Source organism: Spirosoma litoris (genome assembly GCF_054776755.1).
Genome location: NZ_BAAHBI010000001.1, coordinates 119,992 through 142,569 on the forward strand (window position 1 = coordinate 119,992; position 22,578 = coordinate 142,569).

Annotated in this window: 11 protein-coding genes; 9 read left to right on the top strand and 2 right to left on the bottom strand. The window is 49.7% G+C overall.

The window, feature by feature from the left end:
* Positions 1-2 precede the first annotated feature (2 nt).
* The 5 genes from ACYVGR_RS00490 (at position 3) to ACYVGR_RS00510 (ending at position 9,354) form a co-directional block, all read left to right on the top strand.
* Positions 3-4,505, top strand: coding sequence for a hypothetical protein (locus ACYVGR_RS00490; protein ID WP_460953018.1), 4,503 nt, complete (start codon positions 3-5; stop codon positions 4,503-4,505).
* A 13-nt stretch (positions 4,506-4,518) separates the two neighbouring features.
* Positions 4,519-6,291, top strand: a complete 1,773-nt coding sequence (locus ACYVGR_RS00495) for a hypothetical protein (protein ID WP_460953019.1) — start codon at positions 4,519-4,521, stop codon at positions 6,289-6,291.
* 410 nt (positions 6,292-6,701) lie between these two features.
* Positions 6,702-6,941, top strand: coding sequence for a hypothetical protein (locus ACYVGR_RS00500; RefSeq protein WP_460953021.1), 240 nt, complete (start codon positions 6,702-6,704; stop codon positions 6,939-6,941).
* A 21-nt stretch (positions 6,942-6,962) separates the two neighbouring features.
* Complete coding sequence (locus ACYVGR_RS00505; protein ID WP_460953023.1) at positions 6,963-7,589, top strand: 4'-phosphopantetheinyl transferase family protein; 627 nt, start codon at positions 6,963-6,965, stop codon at positions 7,587-7,589.
* A gap of 85 nt (positions 7,590-7,674) precedes the next feature.
* The gene (locus ACYVGR_RS00510; RefSeq protein ID WP_460953024.1) at positions 7,675-9,354 is read left to right on the top strand and encodes an AMP-binding protein; all 1,680 of its coding nucleotides are present in this window, start codon (positions 7,675-7,677) and stop codon (positions 9,352-9,354) included.
* 65 nt (positions 9,355-9,419) lie between these two features.
* Here ACYVGR_RS00510 and ACYVGR_RS00515 read toward each other — a convergent pair whose 3' ends face one another.
* Complete coding sequence (locus tag ACYVGR_RS00515) at positions 9,420-14,174, bottom strand: beta strand repeat-containing protein (RefSeq protein WP_460953026.1); 4,755 nt, start codon at positions 14,172-14,174, stop codon at positions 9,420-9,422.
* A gap of 925 nt (positions 14,175-15,099) precedes the next feature.
* Between ACYVGR_RS00515 and ACYVGR_RS00520 the strand changes: the two genes are divergently transcribed.
* The 3 genes from ACYVGR_RS00520 (at position 15,100) to ACYVGR_RS00530 (ending at position 21,017) form a co-directional block, all read left to right on the top strand.
* Positions 15,100-18,429, top strand: a complete 3,330-nt coding sequence (locus ACYVGR_RS00520; protein ID WP_460953027.1) for a SusC/RagA family TonB-linked outer membrane protein — start codon at positions 15,100-15,102, stop codon at positions 18,427-18,429.
* An 80-nt stretch (positions 18,430-18,509) separates the two neighbouring features.
* Entirely contained in the window at positions 18,510-20,105 is a 1,596-nt protein-coding gene (locus ACYVGR_RS00525) for a SusD/RagB family nutrient-binding outer membrane lipoprotein (protein WP_460953029.1), read from the top strand.
* 84 nt (positions 20,106-20,189) lie between these two features.
* Positions 20,190-21,017 (top strand): tyrosine-protein phosphatase, encoded by an 828-nt coding sequence (locus tag ACYVGR_RS00530; RefSeq protein ID WP_460953030.1) that lies wholly within the window; start codon positions 20,190-20,192, stop codon positions 21,015-21,017.
* Between the two features lie 297 nt (positions 21,018-21,314).
* Here the strand turns inward: ACYVGR_RS00530 and ACYVGR_RS00535 are convergent, their stop codons facing one another.
* Positions 21,315-21,692 (bottom strand): hypothetical protein, encoded by a 378-nt coding sequence (locus ACYVGR_RS00535; protein WP_182458692.1) that lies wholly within the window; start codon positions 21,690-21,692, stop codon positions 21,315-21,317.
* A gap of 336 nt (positions 21,693-22,028) precedes the next feature.
* Between ACYVGR_RS00535 and ACYVGR_RS00540 the strand changes: the two genes are divergently transcribed.
* Positions 22,029-22,304, top strand: a complete 276-nt coding sequence (locus tag ACYVGR_RS00540) for a hypothetical protein (RefSeq protein ID WP_460953032.1) — start codon at positions 22,029-22,031, stop codon at positions 22,302-22,304.
* Positions 22,305-22,578 lie beyond the last annotated feature (274 nt).

Below are 22,578 nucleotides of genomic sequence, written 5' to 3' on the forward strand. Positions count from 1 at the left end.
TTATGAATCCGATATCCACTATTCCCCAGCGGCAGATTTCGCAACTGACTGACGACTTGCCTTTTGTGTTGTTTCCGGTTCGAATTGAAACGCATTTTCATACCGAAGGGGGCAGTCACGAACTATGGGTCCGGATTTATCCCGACGAAATTACCACGTTCACCCACGAGAACGACCTCACCGCCGACGAGATCAGCGCGGGCGAATCCTACTGGAAGGCTGTCTGGGCTACCCGAACGGATACAGATGAAGCAGGGACTACCCAACGCACAACGCTTTGGAACGGTCTGGCGAAGCAGTTTGGCGTCAATCGGGCTGCCTGGGTGGCCCGACAAACACAGCCTACCAACTGGTCGAAAGATTGGCGGACGTTGACTGAACTGAAATTCCGGGAACAAGCCCCACCCAAACCGCAGTCATGGACCCAGGCTCCTCACACGCGCCTGATGCCCAACCAGTTCGTTGTAACGACCTACAGTGGCGGGCAGAAAATTTACGAGGCAGTGAGCAAACCCATCCCCGATACGTTGGTGCTCGGGGCCCATCCATTGAAACCCGATGGCGCGTTCGGCAGGGACAGCGATAATAAGCTGGTCATTAGCCCGGAAATAGCCTGGATGTTTGACTTCGATCAGGCCTTGGCCGTGGGGATGGCGGTTAAAATAACCCTGGACGCGCCCTGGTTTCAACAGGGTTTCGACCGGCTGGTGGTGCTGGGTGTCCGGTTCTCGACCGATGCGCAGACGAATCAAACCTTACTGGAAGACCTTATCCAGAATCACAATTATTCAACGGAAGGACTGAGCTTACTTCCACAGGGCACGCCCACCAACAATACCGATAAGGCATCGGCAGGTTATTCGTCGGCCACATCGGCGGATCGGCAACAGGAAGTGGAAGAGAATGCGGCTTACTTTTCGCCAGTTGCGGATTATTACCAGCAACGGGATGGGCAGCGACTGGCCGAGGCATTGGGCGTTCAGGTAGATTCTCTCTTTTTCGTGCAAAATTCCGGTTCGGCCGATGTGGCCGAAGCCCTGGCTATGAACAATGCGCTCTGGCCAGCCACCTGGGGTATGTTTCTGGACGATCTGCTAACCCCGCTGGTTAGCCGAGCCAATCAGGCATTGGCACGACAGTTTTTCACGGAGTTTGTAACGGGTCGGGGATCGCTGCCTGCCATCCGGGTAGGTAATCAACCGTACGGATGCCTGGTGACGAGCGACCTGAAAAGCTGGCAGTTTACGACAGCCGAATTAGGAGCCAATTCGGATTTCTGGACGAAGCTGTTGAGCATTCTACAACAGCTTCGCGCCCAATGGGAGCAGCTTTTGCCACAAGTAGCCTTCGCCGGAAAAGCAGGCGACCCTTCCCAGATTCTGATGAATATCCTCGGCTTACAGGCTTCGTCGGTTGTGTATTCGTCGCGCAAGGCAATTACCGACCTGTACGCCTGGAATTACCTCAATTTCCAGGATTCGACCCTGCTAACGGAACTGAACTGGGTGCGGATTCATCGATCCAAACAGCAACAACTAAGTCGATTAAGGTTTGACACGACCCGTGATTTCCAGCTGGAAAAGATCATTTTTCTCGCCAAAACCGATACCCTGGACGGGCCCGTTATCGATGCCGATCCAAAACTGCCCTTATCCGAAACCGATCCCATTCAGCCATTCAACGGCACCGACAATTACATCGACTGGCTGCTGAAAAGCAATCTGGAAACCATTAAAAATCAAACCTTTCTCGATCAGAATAACCAGCCTACTGCGATTCCCAAAGCCCTGCTATACCAGTTGTTGCGACGCGCCTATCTGGAAGAATTTGGGCAGAGCATCAGGAAATGGCTCGTCGCTCAGCAATTCATCACCGATGCCTCAGCGGAACTGTCGATCCAGAATATTGATGGCCAAACCGACCTGACCAAAGCTGATTATCTCCAGTTGGATGCTTCTAAACTCCGACTGACAAGCACTCAACTATCGGTAGGCGATTTTATCCAGACGATTATTCCCAAGCCGGGCGAAAACTACTCTGGCCCAACAGAGATGCTGCCACTCATGGGGGTAATCAGTGCCCTCCAACAACTGCATACCCTGCCCACAGCCCGACTGGAGCGGCTTTTTGCGGAACATATCGACCTGTGCAGTTATCGACTGGATGCCTGGCAAACCGGCCTCGTTGCCCGCCGACTGTACAACCTCCATCACAATTCGGATCACACTTACTTGAACAAAGGCACGTATCTGGGAGCGTATGGCTGGGTCGAAAATCTGCGGCCAAACAGTACCAAAAAAGGGTTTTCGCAGGAACAGTATCCCAAGCTGCTTCAGGACCCCGTCGCGAAAACGATTTACGAAGATCCAGCCAACGGCGGCTATGTACAGACCCCTTCGCTCAGTCATGCCGTTACGGCGGCTGTGTTGCGCAACGCCTACCTATCGCACGGGCCCGACAATACCCAATTTGCCGTCAATCTCTCCTCGGAGCGCGTTCGACTGGCACTGAATTATCTGGATGGTTTGCGAAATGGTCAGGAATTAGGCGCTCTACTAGGGTATCAGTTTGAGCGTGGCCTGCACGACCGAAGCTTACTGCTAAATGATGCCATCTATATCCTCCGGGATCGGTTTCCGCTCATTTCTAAAGAATTAACGCCTGTCCCCGATGGAACGCCCCAGGAAGTTGTGGAGGCCAGAAACGTTATCAATGGCTACGATCTGCTTGAATACGCCCAGACACATCCTCAACTACAAGGCATTGCCGGATTACCTGCCGATGGAAGCCCCGAAAAAACTGCGCTATTGGCAGAGTTAGATCGACTGACTAACGCACTGGATGGGCTGGCGGATTTATCGGTATCAGAAAGCGTTTTCCAGGCCGTTCAGGGGAATTACGACCGGGCCGGGGGCATGATGCAGGCCATTTCGGAAGGGAAACTGCCCCCGGCTCCCGACATTGTCAATACACCCCGCTCGGGTACGTCAATTACCCATCGCGTAGCAATTTGCCTGCAAACAGCTGGCGTAGGCAACCGTCATTCTGCCTGGGGCGCTACGGCTTCTCCCCGCAGCAAAGCCAATCCATTCGTGAATTACTGGCTGGGCGAACGATTGCCCAAGCCCGAAACAATTCAATTTCAGTACACTGCTGATACCCTTACCGATACCGTCTCATTAGCTCAATTCGACCTTCAGCCGCTTGATTGTGTCCTGATGACGGGAGCTGATTTGGGGTCGCTGTCGTCGGAGTTGGAGCGTTGGCTGGCTGTTTCTATCCGGCAGCAGTTCGCTATTTCGGATACGGTACAACTGGTGTTTGATTTTCATAAAGCGGCTGCCAATACCAACTCGTTAGCGGCACTGTTGCCTTACCTGCGGTCGTTGAAAAAGATCATTGCGGAGGCTCGGCCGCTGAACGCTCAGGATTTCCTGCTTCCGGCGCAATCGTATCTGGAAGGCGAACCAAATCCAGCAGGCTATCAGAACATTGACGCTGAAAAGGCTGATCTCGAAGCTGCCAGCGCTGACCTCCAGGCTAAACTAGCGACGCTGAAAACGGCTGCCGATGCTCTGAAAAGTGCACCTTCAGCCACTACACTGACCAACGTTCGCACGGCTTTACTGGCGATAGCGGCCTACGGCTGGATCGAAGCACTACCCACGTCAACCGATGCGCAGTCGGGACTGATAGCCGATCAGTTGGTTAATCAGGCCACGGCCCTTGCGTCGTTCCTGGAAAAGCAACTGACTACTACGCTGTTTGACGACTTCGACACGCTGGCCATCGATCAGCAGGTAGACCGTTGTCGGGAAATGGCCAAGCTGATTTACGGCCAGTCGTTCAACTGGGTGCCGACTTTCCAGTTCCATAATCAGCCTCAGTTGACCGATGCGCTTACGCACAGCTCGGATATGCTGAGTGGCCCATCGGACCTGGTCATGGAAAACTGGCTGCAAAGTGTCGCGCGGGTACGAACTGGTATGGAAACGCTGGAGACCGTTACCCTGCATCATGATCTGTATCAGGAAAATCCATTCACGCTAACGCCTGTGCAATTGCCGTATGTAGCGGGCGAAAAATGGATAGGCGAAACCTTTACCGAAACCCAGCGTCGTCAGGAGCGGCTCTCATTGATATGCCATCAGGCCCCGACAACAATGTCGGACTTACAAGCCGGTTGGCTGCTGGACGAATGGACTGAACTGATTCCAACGGACAAGGAGACAACGGGCGTTGCTTTCCAGTACAATCGCCCAGATGCTATGCCCCCGCAAGCCATCTTAATCGCCGTAGCGCCCGTTCTGAATGGACGCTGGAGCTGGCTCGAATTGATGGCCGTCCTGAACGATACCCTCGACCGGGCTAAACTCCGCGCCGTTGAACCCAACATGCTGACTCATACCGATTATTTTCAGGCACTTCCGGCCGTACTCAACGACTTTTCGACGGGTGGATTTTCCACCGTTTTCACACAGGGCAGCACCTTAGCCCAATCGTAAACCCCGACCGTTCATGGCTGATATCGATAAACTCCGTCCCCTGTTTCTGAACCTGCCGCGCTTTCAACCCGCCATCAAAGGCTGGAATCGGCTGGAAGGTAGCCCACGCCAGCGTGAGGTCGAGCGAAGCCTCCGGGCCGAAGTGCGCGACCCGCTCTGGATGCTCACTCGGCAATGGCAATTCGGTGAATTTCAAGGTGATGATACAGGTTCCCCCATAGATGCCCGCATGCTGACCTATCAGACCTTTCTGAATCGCTATGCCGTGGAGAATGGTCCTGTTCAGGCGTTACCGACCGACATTCCGCTCGAAGCAAGGGTAGAGCGGGAATACCGATCCAACGATCTGGGCAGTCAGCTACGGATCGGGCGGTACTTCGAGAAATTGCTTCGTAAAACAGTCTCATCGGCTCAATTCCTGCCGTATAAGAACGAGTACATTCGACAATACTCCATCTCGGCCAGCGAACCGAACCCGACCTACGACAAAGACACCGAGCAAACCCGCGAAGCCGTTGCGGGCAAAGTCATCAATGGCGAGTTACTGCTACAGGCCATCGCTGACGGCTCTCATACAACCTGGCTAACCGCGAATACAGTCATTTCGTCTTCCGATAAGACCTTATTGACCGGTATTGCTACTGACCTGGTAAACTGGGCCACCCAGTTTATGACCCAGCCCGAATCGAAGGAGGACAATGCCTGGTCGGGAACGCAACTGGAATATCAGTTTGCCTGTGCTGCCGAGGACGCCAACGGATCACAAACCGTACTGCGAGCCGATCAATACCAGAATGGACAACTAGACTGGTACTCATTTGATGTGGATGCAACGGCTTCGCTTACCACCTCGGATGGAACTTTGATTCAGCCCATCAAACCGTTGGAAGAATGCCTGTCGTTCATTCCAGCTCCTGTCTCGTTTCAGGGTATGCCGCAACCCCGCTTCTGGGAAATGGAAGATGGCCGCACCGAATTCACGAAGATCGATACCAACACGACCGACGTGATCAAGCTCATGCTGACCGAGTTTATGCTATTGTACAGCAACGACTGGTGCGTTTTCCCCTACGAACGCTCGATTGGGTCGCTCTGCGACATTCGCGGCATGGTTGTGACCGATGTGTTTGGCCAACGGACATTTATCCGGCCAGTCGGTACAGGCATCGACGACGATTGGACGCGCTGGAGTTTCTTTAGCCTCAGTACCAATGCCTCAGCCGCGAATACATTGTCGTTCTTACCGCCATCGCTCGGCAAACCCCAGGAAAGTCAACCGCTCGAAAAAGTAAATTTTATCCGCGATGAGATGGCCAACCAGGTCTGGGCCATTGAGTCGGTGATTCCATCGCCACTGGATCGAGGCCTCAATGGGTTCGAATCGGCGCTGGCAGCCCAGAATGCAACGGCTCCACCAGTCGTAGCCTTATTGCCCACCGAAGCAAAAATTCGGTACCTGCTGGGCACCAGCGCTCCCTACAACTGGATTCCGTTTATTCCGGTCCACATAACCGGCAGCAACCGGGACGTTCAACTGCAACGCGCCCGAATGCCTGAACAGCCGGCCCTATTCAAAGGTAAAATTCTGGATGAGCCCGCGCCTTATTTCGTCAACGAAGAGGAAGTTCCCCGGTCGGGTAAGCTCATTACGCGCACCTACCAGCGGGCGCGTACAACCGATGGCCGCGTTGTACTTTGGGCGGGCCGGAAAGTCACTACCAGCAGCGGGGAAGCCAGTAGCGGCCTGATTTTTGATCAGATTATTGATATCAGCCCGGCAACGTAAACCATTGTGAAGGTTCTAGCCAATCATCATTCACCTACTAACTTCTGCCGTTTACCTACACCCTATCCTTCTTCACAACTTTCCCCGAAATAGTGGGTTGGCTTACGGTATTTTTGGCTGGCTTAGTGGATTTAAATTTCATCATTTTGTATGACCCCGATGGGGTCAGATGTCTATAAAAACAAACTTGACTATAAACATTTGACCCCATCGGGGTCATACAGGACATGAGTCAAATTCTTCTTGGTTATCGTATCCTTGGTCTGTGTCCTCACAGAACGCTATAGAATGGGCTATCCCAAAGCGTTCTGTGAGGACACAGACCAAGGATACATTTAAAACCCGGTGCAAAAACACAAAATGGATAAAATGCGCCGGGTTTTAACCCAGCGAGAATCATAATCGAAGCTATGAACCCAACGCTCCTCCAAATGCAGGCTGATCTTAGGTCGTTGATCGAACAGCAGCACCGGGTCGAGGCTTTGGTGAAGGTTCTGGTTCATAGCACCCAAACTAAACGTTCCTCGCCAGAATCAGCCTCTGTGACTGAGCCAACCACCGATAGCCCGTCAACGGAGTCAGTCAATATGCTTTCCATCTCCCCATCCACAATCCCAACCCTAAGCATCAAAAATGAATCTACTGATTAGCCATAACTCCCTAAAATCTCTATGAATTATGAGTTAATCATTAAAGAGCAGGAAGAGATTACCCCCGATCTAGCCCTACTCGACACCAGTGAACTAGACCGCTACCAACGATTCACTAACCCTCAGAAGAAGTTGTCGTTCCTAACGGGCCAAACGGTTCTGAAACAAGTACTGGCCAACCGTTTAGGCATATCACCTGCTTCTGTTTCATTTGCGCTAACGCCCATGGGTAAACCGTATCTGCCTGCGTTGGCCGAAACGACTATGCCCTTTTTCAATCTATCCCATTCCGAAGGCCATTACCTGATTGGCCTCGCCAGTTGTCCTATTGGGGTCGATATAGAGCTACCGAAATCCATTGACCTGACAAACGTCCGACATTTCCTGACACCGCATGAGTATGAACAGATAAAGGTCCTTCCCAAATCACTTCACTCGTCTATATTCTACCGACTTTTTACGACTAAGGAAGCCTTTTTGAAAGCAACCGATAAATGGTGGGCACTGGATACGGTTCGTTTTCAACTGGAAAATCACCACTGGGCACTCACGTCGCCCGGTGAGTCATTTCAGTTTTATCAACGTGATTATAAGGGCCATTACATAGCCGTTTGTCTGGACATGACTGTGATTACGACACAGCGATAAATGGCTTAGAAACAGGCAGTAGAATTAGCTTCTATTCGTTTTTTGGATGGTGATTGGCCGTTCTAATCGCCTTTCTATCACGCTCATGTCCAGTAGCAATCTAACCCAGTCGACGAGTAAGCCTTTCATTGACTACTTCTACAAATGGGAGCGCGAGAAAGCCAATCAGGTGTACCTCCGGCAACCTGTTGGCGATACATACATTGACTATACCTGGGCCGAAGTCGGGCGACAGGCTCGTTCGATGGCGAGCTATCTTCGCTCACTCAATCTACCCGCACAAAGTCCAATCGGTCTGGTTTCTAAAAACTGCCCGCATTGGCTCATTGCCGACATTGCCATTCTCATTAGCGGCCATATATCGGTTCCGTTATACCCAACCTTAACCGCCGACCAGCTCCATTCGGTACTGGAACATAGCCAGTGTTCTGTGCTATTTGCCGGGAAGCTGGACAACTGGAGTAACATGCGAGCCGGTGTGCCAACGGGTGTTTTGTGCATTACATTTCCCGAAAACCAGTCTGATTCTGAGGCTCGTTCGTGGGATGACATTGTGGCCAGCTACCCGCCCATGACTGAAAGTCCTAACCCGAGTCCCGACGATCTGTTCACCATTATTTATACCTCTGGCACAACTGGCCGACCTAAAGGCGTCATGATCGATTACCGGGCAGCTGCCGAAATCGCCGAATCGACTCGTACCCAAACCTTTCAGGACTTAGCAGGAGCCCGCTTTTTTTCATACTTACCGCTTTGCCACGTAGCTGAGCGAAATATTGTCGAAGCACTTGGTCTGATTACTGGCGGCACTATTTATTTTGTCGAATCGCTTGCCACGTTTGCCCAAAATCTGGCTGCTGCCCGACCCACGCACTTTCTGGCCGTACCGCGCATTTGGACGAAGTTTCAGCAAAGCATTCAGGCGAATCTGCCCGAATCCAGATTACAAATGTTACTCCGTATCCCGGTTGTATCCAGCCTGGTTAAACGAAAAATCCGTCAGCGCCTTGGGCTAAATGATACGGTCATGATTCTGACGGGAGCAGCTCCCATGCCCATTCCGCTGCTTCAGTGGTTCCGGCGGCTGGGCATCTGCATTCAGGATAGTTATGGGATGACAGAGAACCTGGGAGCCGTTTCGATGATGCCTCCCGATCGGATCAAGGATGGCACGGTGGGCCGAGTTAACGACGGCATGAACGTTCGAATTGACCCGGATACGGGCGAAATTCTCACGCAGGCTCCCTGGAATATGCGGGGCTATTACCGTGATCCAGAACTGACCGCCAAAACACTCACGGCTGATAACTGGCTGCATACGGGCGACATCGGCGAACTGGATGCCGACGGTTACCTTCGAATTACAGGGCGACTGAATGATCTCTATAAAAGTCCCAAAGGTGAATTTATCAGTCCCGCAAAACTGGAATTCGGATTTAGTGAAAACCCATTCATCGATCAAATTTGCGTTATGGGAATGCACTTGCCCCAGCCCATTGCCCTGCTGGTACTCTCGGAAGTTGGGCAGAAAATGCTGCCGGTCGATGTGGCCAAAAGCCTGACCGATACACTGGCTGCGTCCAATAACCAGTTACAGGCCTATGAACGCATAAAGAAAGTTATCCTCGTTAAAGATGCCTGGACAGTGGATAACAACCTAATGACGCCTACGCTGAAAATCAAGCGAAAAGAACTCGAAAAACGATACCAGTCAGCGATTAATGGCTGGTATGATCAGGAAGAACTTGTTGTATGGGAGGTTTGATTTTAATGGATAATGGATAACGTGATAGAGCTTACGTCTACCTCATTATCCATTAAATACATCAATTAATTTGACGCTATTCCGCTAATAATGCGGGCATAGACGTTGTTGGATGGGTTACCATCATAGGACTGCGCTGAATTATCCTTGACGTTAACCGTGATGCTGGCAACACTGCCAGAGTTCGCTGTGGTTCGGGTGATGGTAAACCCTACTGCGGTCTTGCCATTGGCTGAAACCACTTGTCCCGGATTAATGGTCAGCGTTAGTTGCCGGTTAGCAATGTTTTCGGTAACAACCCAATTCGTATTATTTACAGCCGTAGGGTTTGTTAAGCTACCCGACACATCGATCGTTGTCAACGAATTAGCAAACGAGACCGTATAGCCAACAGGCGCGGTAACGGTAATCACAACAGCACCGCTGGGGGTTGATACGCCCGCAACCTCGGCCAGTTCGACAATGAAATTGCGCGAAGCATCGGGGCCACTGCTCGTAAAGTTCGCCTGAGGCAACGTTAGGGTCGGGGTCAGGTCGGTTTTGATGGCTGCTCCCAGTGTAGCAATATCACTACGAAATTTCTTGAAGTTGTTCTGGGTCAAGTCTTTCGCAATGATGGCGTCGTTGTAGTAAGCAGCATCGCCATTGTCGACCAGTAACTGAATCTGGCTGTTATCGGCCAGCGTTGCGGGCACTTCGACAATTGACTCGAAACTACCATTCGCCGATAACGTTGCCAGATTATCCGACCGAAGCATAGGTGCATCAGCTGGTAAACCCGTCCAGGTATACAGCCGGAAATCGTTTGGTGGTGTGTTAGTCGTACTACCCGCTGCGCCAGCAATAAGTATATACTGGTTAGATGCATTTTTCCGAATCTCCCGAATACCACGACCTCCTAAATCAAGCTCGATAGGCGCGCCAAACGTAGCAGAGCCTTGTGTGCCACCGTTGGCAGTCAGAATACTCGTCAAATTAGTAACCGGGATAATCAGTGCTTTGGCACGACCAGGCAAGGGTACTTGTGGGGCACGGAAACCGATGTATACTGTGCTGCCATCTGGCGCAAATTCAGCCCCTTCGATGTTATACCCATTCGTCAATTTCGAACCAACAGCCGCATCGGCGCTAGCTTGTAACCCATAATAGCTAGCCCCTTTTCCGTGACCGTTATTTACGTCCCAGGCAATAATGTCTTCGCGAAGATAGTCGTACCGACCTGTGTACGTCAGGGTTGTACTAGCACCATTCAGCGCGACATCGGTAGCAAACACCCGATCGCGGTTAAGCCGCGCTCCACCTCCATCTTTATTGCTTTGTGAGCCAATCCAATAAATATGATTACCCGAAATTACCGACGCTTCGATATCGACTTCACGCGGTACTCCACCCGAAAGATCGGTTAGTCCCAACGATGACGTATAGTCAAACCCGTTAACGGGCAAACCTGAGTTCTGACGATTGTAGAGTCTCAGTACCTGGTTTTCGTCATCCCCAACAAGCATATAGTTAGCATCGACCAGAATGGCCGTCGACGCGTCGCTCGTACCAGCATGGAAACGGGTCGATGTGGGTGTAGTTGACGCAGCCGAAGCCGCGTAGTTGATTACGTAAGAACCTGACGTAATTCCGTTGCTAACCGTAATCGTAACGGTGGCGTAGCCAACCCCAACAGGTGTAATTTTGAGGTTTCGCGTAGCGCCCGTTCCTGTCAGATTCAGGTTAGCATCAGGCACCACACTGGCATTGTTGCTCGTGGCCGTAACAGTCAGACCCGTGGCAGCACTCAACGTAAAGTTCACGCCAATCGTACTGGCCGGATCAGTCGGATCGTTGATTACCCCACTTACGAAAGCTGGACCAACTGCTGGGGCATTCAGATAAACCGAGTTTGTCGCTGCACTGATACTGACCGGGGTGGCCGCTGCCCCATCGACAATCGTTACCGATACTGGGTTAACCGTGATACCGTTGTAAGCAGGATCGGTACTGGTCGCGCTTTGGGTAATTGTAACCGAGCGAGTACCTTGTACAATACCATCGTTCGTAGCCGATACCGTTACCGTTTGCACCGTGCTGTAGTTCGATGGTGTAAATACCAGCGAAGGCACATTTGTAGTCAGTGGGCTGCCAGGGCTGGTAATCGTGATCGTAACATCAGCCGTTGGCTGGCTATTCAACGCTACGGTATAGGTATCCGTTGCGCCACCTTCCGTAACGGTTGTATTGTTGAGCGTTTCACGAACCAGAACACGGTTGAGTGGCACATAATAACCACCCGGATTTCCTACGTTACCCGCCACCGATGAATACGAATTTTGTACATCACTGATAGCCGATAACGCCCAGGTGTTGATCGTATTAGCGCCCAGATTAGCCTGTGTTGTCCAGGCACTCACGCCGTTTGTAAATACAGTAGCACCGCCCGCGCTGCTGCTTGGGTAGGTAAGCCGATCAACCAGGTTATTCGATGCATCGTAAATGTTCATTTCATCGCCGTTACCCAGGTTCTGATTATTACTTCCCACCACTTTAACGGTCGAGGGTAAATACCACGCAGACCGGAAAACAGCTTCTGACGCTTCGGCAATGATCACCGATTCGCCGGGCTGTACCACACCGAAACCACTGATGGTGAACGAACCCGGTATGCGACTGTTATCATCGAAGCTCCACCCAGTCATGTCAATCGGTGCATTGCCTACGTTTGTCAGCTCGATAAATTCATTGGCGGCCCCTGCCCCATTGTACGCAAATTCGGTAATCCGAATCACGCCCGTTGGAGCGGCATTAACCGAAATTGAAAAGGTTGCACTACTTGTATTACTGGCCGGGTCAGTAGCGACTACCGTAACGGTCTGCACACCTGAAGCAGTAGGGTTGCCACTAATCACACGGGAGCTATTGTCGGCCGATAGACCATTGCTCAAACCCGTAATTGCGTAGGTAAGTGTCTGGTTTTCCGTATCGGAAAAGGCAGGCACTGTGAAACTGAACGCCGTACCGATGGTAGCTACCTGATTGGCGATCACGGGAGCTGTAGGTACCTGGTTGGCATTGATCGTGATGGTGAATGTACCCTTCGTGGAAAGAGGACCTGGATCGCTTGCCACAACGGTTACGGTCGATGTGCCGGTGGTTGTGGGTTTTCCACTAATGGTTAATGTACTATTGTCGGCTGTCAAGCCAGCCGGAACACCTGTAATGACATAAATAAGTGTCTGACTTTCGGGATCGGTAAACGCCGGGACCACATAGCTAAAGGGAACCGCTACCACACCTGTCTGATTGGTGAAGGCAGGCGCTACCGGTGGAAAATTCCCCGCACCAACCGTAGTTGTAACGGCAGCAGCGGAGTTGTTCGTTTCATTACTTTCAGCAATGCTATTCGATGGGTCGACCAGAGCTGTACCGCTTTGTAATGCCCCCGTTACAGTTGGTGTAACATTTACGGTCAGCGTTGTGCTGGCACCCGCAGCAAGCGTTCCACCAGAGAACGTAACAATCCCACTCGATTGATTGCCTGTAAACCCACCGGCATCAACCGTCGAGTTGAACGTCGCACTCGTAGAAGTAGGTAATGCGAACTGAGCCGAAATACTCAACGCACTGGCATTTCCCGAATTACTAACCACCAGCGAATAATTGAAGGGTTGGTTAAGCGTTGCCGAAGCTGGGGCCGACAGCGCGATAGTGAGATCAGGCTGTGGGTTTGTAGGCGCAAACGCAATGCCCCGGAAGACGGTGTTGGCTGCCGCCGTTGCCACTAAAGTTCCTGAGGTAACAGCGCCCGTAATGGTTGCATCATAGGCTCCTGTGTCGGTTACCTTATAAATTGAATTGCCTGCCGTGCTACCTGTTGTAACGTACAGATCAATGTTACTACCATTCACAGCACCAGTGATTCCAGTAACGCCACCGGTTACACTACCCCTTGCCGTCCAGGTAGTTCCGTCATAACTATACTTAAGAATACCGCCTGTTTGGTCAGCAATGTAGAGTAGATCAACCCCAGCAACAGCAGAGCTACGATCAAAGAAAACAAATGAATATGGATTGGATGAGGGGCTTCCTGAGGTCGTTGGCAAACCGGGCAATATCGTTGTTGTTTGACTAGCTGTTGTTGGCAAGCCGCTCCCTACCTGGGCTACCGACTGGAACGCTCCGGATGCCGATGTTACATATAATTGTCCATTAAAAATTTTGACAACACGGGTATTGGTTGGGCTTGAACTTAACAGGGTTCCTCCAGTAGTAGCGCCCAGCGCCATGTAGCGAACCCCACCTGTAGAACCGCTTCCAGTACCAGCGGTCCATATCTGAGTCCCATCATTCGAAACGGCCGACCGAATATTATTCCCGCTGTAGGCCACACTTTGCGATAAAACGGTTGTTGTATTAACCGTTTGCGCATTATCAATCAACGCAACAACTCGATCAATGGAACCGGCACTGGCTACACTAGCCGTACCCGTATTTGCATCATAGCCCGCCAGGGTCAAATAACGCCCATCACTCGACAGGTTTAGTCCTCCATCGCCTGCGGCTGAGCCACTAAAGACTAATCGTCGATTCGTATTTACTACAGCTGTTGGTAAGGCTACAGTACTAACCGGTGCTCCGCCAGAAGGGCTGTATTCGACCAAAAAACCGGCTGTTCCTGCGCTACTTAATGCCGCACTTCCATCGCCTATGCGTAATACCACCAAATTCCCGGCAGTGTACTGGGCCAGCGCTTTATTGGCCAGGGCCGTTCCGAGCAATAGCGTCCCGCTCCAAAGCAATAAGTTGAAAAGTTGTGTACGTAGAGTTTGTCTCATAAGGAGTTATAGTTTCTCATTTGCAAAACTACGCCCCCCTTTTTGGCTCCATGTTACCAATACATTATGATATAAGACAACAGCGATAACTATCACATAATACTAGCGACTACCTGTAAAGATCACCGTTCACTAGTCAGCTAGTATTTTTCCTAAACCTGCGGTCAGAATAGATAAAATTGATGATTACTTTTTGTCATTCCGACGCCAGGAGGAATCTTGAACTTGGTTAATAAGAAACTTCGAGATTCCTCCTGACATCGGAATGACAAAAAGAAAAAAATGAGACCAATGTTGGTCTCATTTTTTTATACCCATTCTTAACCTAATCTACAATAAATTCTCCTAGCTATTTCTAAAAATAAATACTAATTATAGTAAGTAAAACAACAAAATAGGAACTGATAAAAACAGTAATAAAAATATCATAAAAATAATTTTCCAGCGTCGCCGATACCTAATATATCGGCTATTACCAGCAACCAGATTCATTAATTCGTTTACCCAATGGCCAAACATTCGGCAACTAGTTTAGCAGTGATGACACAAAAGTAGGCAATGAATAAAAAGGGCAATATTATATAATCGTTATCAGATATAATTTACTTAAAATCAAACAGTTAATACCTACAAAACAACAATAAATATATAAACTCAAGGATAAATCCTCCATTTAAAAGAGTTAAAACGAAAACATTATCGCCAGTTTATGCACCGTATAATTTCATAATTTATTGGTGACACTGTCTTCTCATCTAGTTAATACTGCCCTTCTACTTTTGCAGTAGGATAGAAATACGATGTAGCGTCAATCAGCCTTTTTTTACCGAGCCAATTCTTCCAGAAAGCGAAGCTTATCTGCTGTATTACTGTGTGCTTTTTTGTGCTTTATCATTTTCACTTTCTTACTAACACATTCAGTCTAATGAAACAACGATTTACGCGATCAACTTATCGATTGCTTTTCTATGGCCTATGGATCATGGGAACCCTCGCGAGTTATGGCGCTTATGCGCAAAGCAGGTCTGTCAAAGGAAAAGTAACGGATGCCAAAGGCAGTGGATTACCGGGCGTTAACGTGATTGTTAAAGGAACCAATGCAGGTGCATCGACAGATGCCAACGGTGATTACTCGCTCAATGTTCCTTCTGCCGATGCGGTATTGACATACTCATTTATCGGGTTCGATTCGCAGGAAAAAGCGGTAGGGAATCAGTCAATTATCAACGTATCGCTGGCCGAAAATACGGCGCAATTAAATGAAGTTATCGTAACGGCACTGGGTATCAAAAAAGAAGCCCGAACCATTGGGTACACCGCCCAGGAAATTGCCGGTGATCAGTTGGTGAAGGCTCGCGAACCCAACCCAATTAACTCACTGACGGGTAAAATTGCGGGTTTGACGGTGGCCTCAAGTGCCGAATTATTAGGTCGCCCGCAGTTGATTCTGCGCGGCAACAGTGATCTGCTTTTTGTGGTTGATGGTGTCCCTATTAACTCGGATACCTGGAACGTATCGGCCGATGATATTGAAACGTACACAGTTCTAAAAGGTCCCAACGCAGCGGCTCTGTATGGTTTCCGTGGGCAGAACGGGGCTATTCTGGTTACGACCAAAAAAGGCACGAAAGACAAGCGCAAAGTATCCGTCGATTTCAACACTAGTACGATGTTCGAGCCTAGCTTTCTGGCTATTCCAGAGCGTCAGAGCGAATATGGCTTCGGATCGAACTACCAGTATGCCTATGCCAACAACTTGTACGACGTAGGTAACCCGAACCGTCGGGCTAACATCTGGGGACCCCGTTTTGAAGGTCAGCCGGTACCGCAGTACGACAGCCCGATTGATCCATCAACGGGTATTCGTCAGGGTACACCCTGGGTAGCACGGGGTGCCAACAACTTCCGCGATTTCATGCAGACGGGCATGTTATCGACCAACAACCTGGCCATTTCGTCGAGTGGCGAGAAGTACGATCTTCGGATGTCAATCTCGAACAACTACCAGAAAGGTATGGTGCCAAACACCCGGTTGAATATCACCAATTTCAACCTGAGTTCGGGTATCAACTTTACGGATCGCCTTAAATTCGATGGTGGTTTGAACATGAGCCTGCAAAACTCGCCGAACATTCCCCAGTCAAGCTCAGGCCCCGAAAGCGAAACCTATATTTTCCAGGTCTATGGATCGAGTAGCTGGTCGGTGAAGGACATGCGCGATTACTGGAAAGGCCCTCAGGGTGTGCCAGGCGTTCAACAGTATTATGCCGAATACGGCCGGGGAAACAACCCTTATTTTGTGGCTTATGAATGGCTTTACGAACACCGTAAAACAGACGTTTACGGCTACGCCCGCTTAAACTATAAGATCAACGACTTCCTGAATTTATCCGCCCGTACGCAGATTACGACCTGGAATCAGCTTCGTACGGAGAAAGTACCTTACTCGGCCATTACGTACAAAACGCCCGACCTTCGCCTGGGCGATTACCGGGAAGATCGTCGGAATCTGTTCGAGAATAACACCGACCTGTTGCTGAGTTTCAACAAGAATGTCTCGAAAGATGTACACGTTAGCGCAGTGCTTGGCGGTAATGCCCGGACGTTCAACTACAACTCAAGCTGGGCTACTACCGACTTCCTGATCGTACCGGGTGTGTATGACTTCAGCAACTCGAAAAACCCGGTTCAGGCTTACAACTGGCGTTCAGACATGTTGGTGTTGAGTGCTTACGCAACCACCGATTTGACCTATAAGAATTACCTCACGCTGGGTCTGACGGGTCGTTTCGATAAACTATCGACGCTGCCTGCCGCCAACCGGACAATCTTCTATCCATCGGCCGCGTTGAGTACGGTTATCACCGATTACATACAATTACCCCAGGCTATTTCCTTCCTCAAACTGCGTGGTTCGTATGCCGACGTGAAGGGTGGAAACACGATGTCGAGCATTGGTTCGGCCTACCAGCAGGTAACGGGCAACTCGACTTCTACACTGCTTGGGTATGGTAATGAAGTGATGACCGCTTATGACGGTCCGAGCTACATTAACCAAAACACGTATACGATCAGCAAGCCGTATAACAACCTGCCTTCTGCGAGTTATACCAGCAGTCTGGCCAACCCGAACTTACAGAGTTTCAACGTAGAGTCGTATGAATTCGGTTTCGATGCTAAGTTCCTGCACAACCGATTGGGCCTGGATGTAACGCACTTTACCTCGATCAACGGCCCTCAGATTTTCCCGCTGCCCGTAGCGTCATCGTCGGGTTATAGCACCCAGGTTGCCAACGCCGTAACAACCCAGAAGCAAGGCTGGGAAGTATCGCTGACGGGATCGGTGCTCAAAAATCCAGCAGGCTTCAACTGGGATGTATTGGCGAACTGGTCTACCTATAAAGAGACGCTGAAGTCAATTTATGGCAACGAGCAAAGCATCTATCTGTCGGGGCCAAACCACGTGTTCAACATTGGCGACCGGCTGGATGGCTACTACAGCTACAACTACCTGCGTAGCCCCGATGGCCAGATCATTCAATCAGCAACGGGTACGCCGTTGACCCGCCCTTCCGGAACGAATACCCTTCAGTTCATGGGTAATACCAACCCCGATTATGTTTGGGCATTGAACAACAAATTCTCGTACAAGAACATCAACTTCAGCTTCCAGTTCGACGGTCGTGTGGGCGGTGTCATCCGCGATCAGGTGTATGCCTACGCAATGAACTCGGGTAACCAGATTGAAACGACACAGGGCGATTTGGGCGCTGCCCGTCTGAAAGAGTGGCAAAGCACATCCCTGGGCACCAAATCGCCAACGGCGGCTTATGTAGGTCCTGGTGTGGTTATTGCCAACGGTGGCACGGCTAAATTCGATGCCAATGGAAATATCAGCAACATGAGCGAATTACAGTTCGCGCCGAATACGAAAGCCGTTACGGTTCAGACTTATGTGCAGGGTATTTACAATAGCGGTATTGAAGAACCCTACATGGTGAGCAAGACGTATGGTAAACTGCGTGAGGTGATTCTGGGCTATACGTTCACAGGCGCTATGCTACCCCGCTTTATCAAGTCGGCAAACATCTCGTTCGTAGGGCGTAACCTGCTGTACTTCGCTCAGCGCAAAGACTTCGACCTTGATCAGTATGCACAGGGCTACAGTGCATCGAGCCAAACCACGCTGAAAAATCCAAGCTTACAATCGGCCACTACGCGCCGGTTCGGTGTAAACATCAACCTAACATTTTAATGTAGGGAGGTATGAAGGTACCTAACGAACAGGTCAACATACATCCTATATCCTACATCATTGTACATTCTCTTAAAACGATGAAAACAAGACTTCAATCTCTAGTTATAGCACTGACACTCATCGTGGCGGTCAGTGCCTGCAAATCCTTTGACCAGCTGTTGCCTAACCCCAACGTAGCGGGTGAAGACAAAGCGGTTCCTCCTTCGTTGATTCTGCCGCAAATACAGTTCGATATGTACAACCTTGGCGATGGAGGTCCCTTCAGCCAGGTACACCGCTGGAATCAGTTTTCTATTTCCAACAACCTGTATTATGGTGGTCAGAATCAATATAACTGGACCACCACAGCCACCTTATATGGAGTCCTGAAGAACGTCAACCAGATGGACGCTCAGGCTATCAAATCGTTGGGAACAGCAACGAACGCTTATTCAGCTTTAGCCAAATTTTTTCGGGCTTATGTATTTGTGTGGCAGGCTAACCGGGTAGGCGATACACCCGCTTCGCAGGCCGGACAGGGTCTGACCGATCTAGACCCTACTTATGATACCCAGAAGGCGGTTTATGCCCGAAGTCTGGCCCTGCTGGATACGGCGAATACGGTACTAAGCTCACTGGCAGGCTCTACGGCATTACCAGCGTCAATCACTGGCGATAACTATTACGGCAACGACCTCACCAAGTGGCGCAAAGCAATTAACACGTTTAAACTTCGGGTGTTGATTAGTCTCAGCAAGCGGGCTACTGATAATGCAGACCTGAATATTCCAGCTCAGTTTGCAGCTATTGTGAACAACCCAACAAAGTACCCAATCATGACCAGTAATGCCGACAACCTGAATTTTGTGTTCAACTCGGCCTACAACACCTATCCGCACACACCGAACGATGCCAATAACCAGTATCAGTTCGAAGGCGCACCTTATCTGAGTATCACAACTGCCACGCAGGACCCGCGTACGTTTGTGTTTGCAACACCCGCCCCCGCACAGATTACCGCAGGCAAGAACGTAAGTGATTTCACGGCCTACGTAGGCGCCGATATCTCGAAAGCCATTGGCGATTTGTATACCGAAGGAGCCAGCGCTGGCCCAACGGGTAAGTACTCATACACGAACGATATACGCTACTACGGATCAGTAGTTGGGCCAGAGCCGTATATCATTATGGGTTATTCTGAAATGAACTTCAACATTGCCGAAGCCATTAACCGGGGTTGGGTATCGGGCGCATCGGCGGAGAGCTATTACTTGAAAGGCATCAACGCATCCCTGTCGTTCTATGGTCTGACCGAAGGACAAACGTACACCATTGGCGATCAGGGTGGCAAAATACTGGGCACAACAACTATTTCGATCAGTAACTTCCTGTCGAACGCGGGTGTAACCTACAAGGGTGATAATGCCGATGGTCTGGAGCAGATCCTGAACCAGAAGTACGTAGCCTTCCACCAGAATTCAGGTTATGAAGCCTTTTATAACTGGCGTCGGACGGGCTTGCCTAAATCATTCGTAGCAACGGGTGGCGGTATCAGCTCCAATGGAAAAATCCCCCGTCGCTGGCAGTATCCAGTCGATGAGCAGACCTACAACACAGCAAATTATAAGGCTGCTGTAATGAGCCAATTCAATGGTACCGATGACTTGAATATGGATACCTGGTTAACGAAATAAGTTACACTATGCAGCTCCAAACCTATAAGGTCTTCGAGACCGCTCCGGCGGCCCGGCTTATAGGTTTTTTACAATCACATTCTCATGAAAAAACTCCCTCTTCTTCTCTCGATATTCGTGACGTCTGTCTCTTTCGGGCAGGCCAACGATACGCTGGTATATAACTCAAGACGGGCTGTTACCCTCGAAGGGGCCAGCAATTTTCGTGACCTCGGCGGCTACCCAACGCAAGATGGTCATCATGTAAAATGGGGACACATCTACCGTTCTGCCGATATTGGCAAACTAACCGATGCCGACCTACAGGTCTTAAGTGCACGCCATATTGCCACTGTCTGCGATTTGCGCGGCCCCGACGAAATCAAAACCAGCCCCGACCGTCTACCCGCTGGAGTCAACTGGTACAACATGCCTGCTGGTAGCGAAAACACCCGTGCGACATCGGCCGCGTTGATGAGTGCCAAGCCTGCCAACCGCGATTCCATGATGATTTCCTTTTATGGCCGCACCGATCATCTGAAAGCCAAATACAAACCCATGTTTGATCAGTTACTGGCTCTCGATAATAACAAAGCGCTGTTGTTTCACTGCACTGCGGGTAAGGATCGGACGGGTATTGGCGCAGCCCTAATCCTGTCGGCGCTGGGCGTTGATCGGAGCATTATTCTGAAAGATTACGCAGCTACCAATGAGTATTGGAAAGGCGGTCAGGCTCAGGCAATTCAGTCGATGATTAAGCAGGGCATGGATGAGAAAACAGTAAAAAGCATGCTGGCGGCCAATCCCGTTTATCTCCAAAGTGCCTTCGATGCAATTGATCGACAATATGGTTCGATGGACAAGTTTCTGGCCCAGGAGATGGAATTAACTCCGGCAAAACTGGCACAATTGCGGACGAAGTACGTCCAGTAATAGAAGCTTGCTTGTAAACTTTTATTTGAACGCTATTTTCTAAAATCACGTCATAATTGGTACGTTTTTGTCATTCCGACGCAGGAGGAATCTCCGGTAGAGGACATTTTTTCTGGCTACCGAAGATTCCTCCTGCGTCGGAATGACAAAAACGATACTAAAACAAAAGTTTAAACAGGCTCAAGTTTAAATTTGCGTGATTGCTTAATGACCAAACAGCACGGGGCATACAACGATTTGTATGCCCCGTGCTGTTTGATTTGGCTACCTTTTCAGTTAACAATACTACACGTGTTATTATTTAACTCGTACACCAACTGATTCAAACATATTCATCAGCGATCCTTTCAGGTGATCGTCGTCCACTTTGGCCAACTCAACAGGAATCTCACCCGCCTGAGCGGTGTCGAAGTAAATGGTTAATTTGTCTTTCTCTTCGATCGTTTTTGTGATGGGCGTAGCTGGTCTAACTCCAGCCGGATCTTTTAGTTCGCCCGTCAGTTTACCATCTTTCCGAACCAGTTCCGTTACAAATTTGGCATCGCCCTCTGGGGTACCCTTGATGGTAATTTCCCATTTACCCGCAAAAAAGTCGGTTGGAGGAGTTGTTTGAGAAAAACCTTTGACACAAACGCCCAGGAAGAAAATGAATAGGAATAGACTTACTTTTTTCATTGGTATACTTGGTTTAAATTGTGAAATCTTGAATGTGGTTGACTTTTAGTAATGCTAGCTACCAGGCCCAATATCAGAATCAGTACTTTTTTCATGGCTTTTGTTAGTAAATGGTTGTTTGTCTCGTTTGAGTAGGACAAAGTTGCTACTGAACAATCAGGCCAGAAACTAAAAGGCGATGAGCCTTCAAATCAGAAAGATGAGTATGGATTTTTCCGGGATGAGCCAAAAGTAGTGTATGTGCCATCCCTCGTCTCAGTCGGTTTAATAATCTTCCCTTAACACGCAACAAAAGCTGGAGTTTTACCTTTGCGGTGGTCAACATGAATCATCGTTATGCGCTTTATCGCTGTTTTTAATCAATTTCAAACCTCTTATGGATTAGGGTTTGACAGCTTACTCGATGCTGTCGATTTCCTGTTCTGGGGCTATGAAGATCACGAATTGATGCCTGAAGGGGTTTACGATATATTAACGGATCAGGCAACACCCTACGAACATGCGGGTAAATTGCTAAGCTCGGCCAGTGCGGCCTCCATCCGCACGATTGCTACTGATTACCTGGCAAACATTCGGCAGCTGAGCTACTTCCTGCGCTCTAGCGCTGGTTAGGCAACATAAATTCTACGAGGATTCTCATGGATTCTTTGGCTTCTATAGCGCTGATAACTAGCAACAATAAAAGCCAAAGAATCTACTGCACGGGCGGCCCCGAGAATCCAAAGAATCCCTAAGAATCTAAACAGACAGCCGATTAATCAATAAAAAACGCACTCATTCATTTTTCGCAATTCTGGGGGCTAACAAAATCAACTCTTCGGAGTTGTAAAGCGGGCATGCCAGCTCGTTCTATGGGTATATACTACCGTCATGCTATTGATCAGGC

Coding starts and splice junctions, on each gene's coding strand:
- ACYVGR_RS00490 (WP_460953018.1), top strand. CDS start 3: ATGAATCCGATATCCACTATTCCCCAGCGGCAGATTTCGCAACTGACT.
- ACYVGR_RS00495 (WP_460953019.1), top strand. CDS start 4,519: ATGGCTGATATCGATAAACTCCGTCCCCTGTTTCTGAACCTGCCGCGC.
- ACYVGR_RS00500 (WP_460953021.1), top strand. CDS start 6,702: ATGAACCCAACGCTCCTCCAAATGCAGGCTGATCTTAGGTCGTTGATC.
- ACYVGR_RS00505 (WP_460953023.1), top strand. CDS start 6,963: ATGAATTATGAGTTAATCATTAAAGAGCAGGAAGAGATTACCCCCGAT.
- ACYVGR_RS00510 (WP_460953024.1), top strand. CDS start 7,675: ATGTCCAGTAGCAATCTAACCCAGTCGACGAGTAAGCCTTTCATTGAC.
- ACYVGR_RS00515 (WP_460953026.1), bottom strand. CDS start 14,174: ATGAGACAAACTCTACGTACACAACTTTTCAACTTATTGCTTTGGAGC.
- ACYVGR_RS00520 (WP_460953027.1), top strand. CDS start 15,100: ATGAAACAACGATTTACGCGATCAACTTATCGATTGCTTTTCTATGGC.
- ACYVGR_RS00525 (WP_460953029.1), top strand. CDS start 18,510: ATGAAAACAAGACTTCAATCTCTAGTTATAGCACTGACACTCATCGTG.
- ACYVGR_RS00530 (WP_460953030.1), top strand. CDS start 20,190: ATGAAAAAACTCCCTCTTCTTCTCTCGATATTCGTGACGTCTGTCTCT.
- ACYVGR_RS00535 (WP_182458692.1), bottom strand. CDS start 21,692: ATGAAAAAAGTAAGTCTATTCCTATTCATTTTCTTCCTGGGCGTTTGT.
- ACYVGR_RS00540 (WP_460953032.1), top strand. CDS start 22,029: ATGCGCTTTATCGCTGTTTTTAATCAATTTCAAACCTCTTATGGATTA.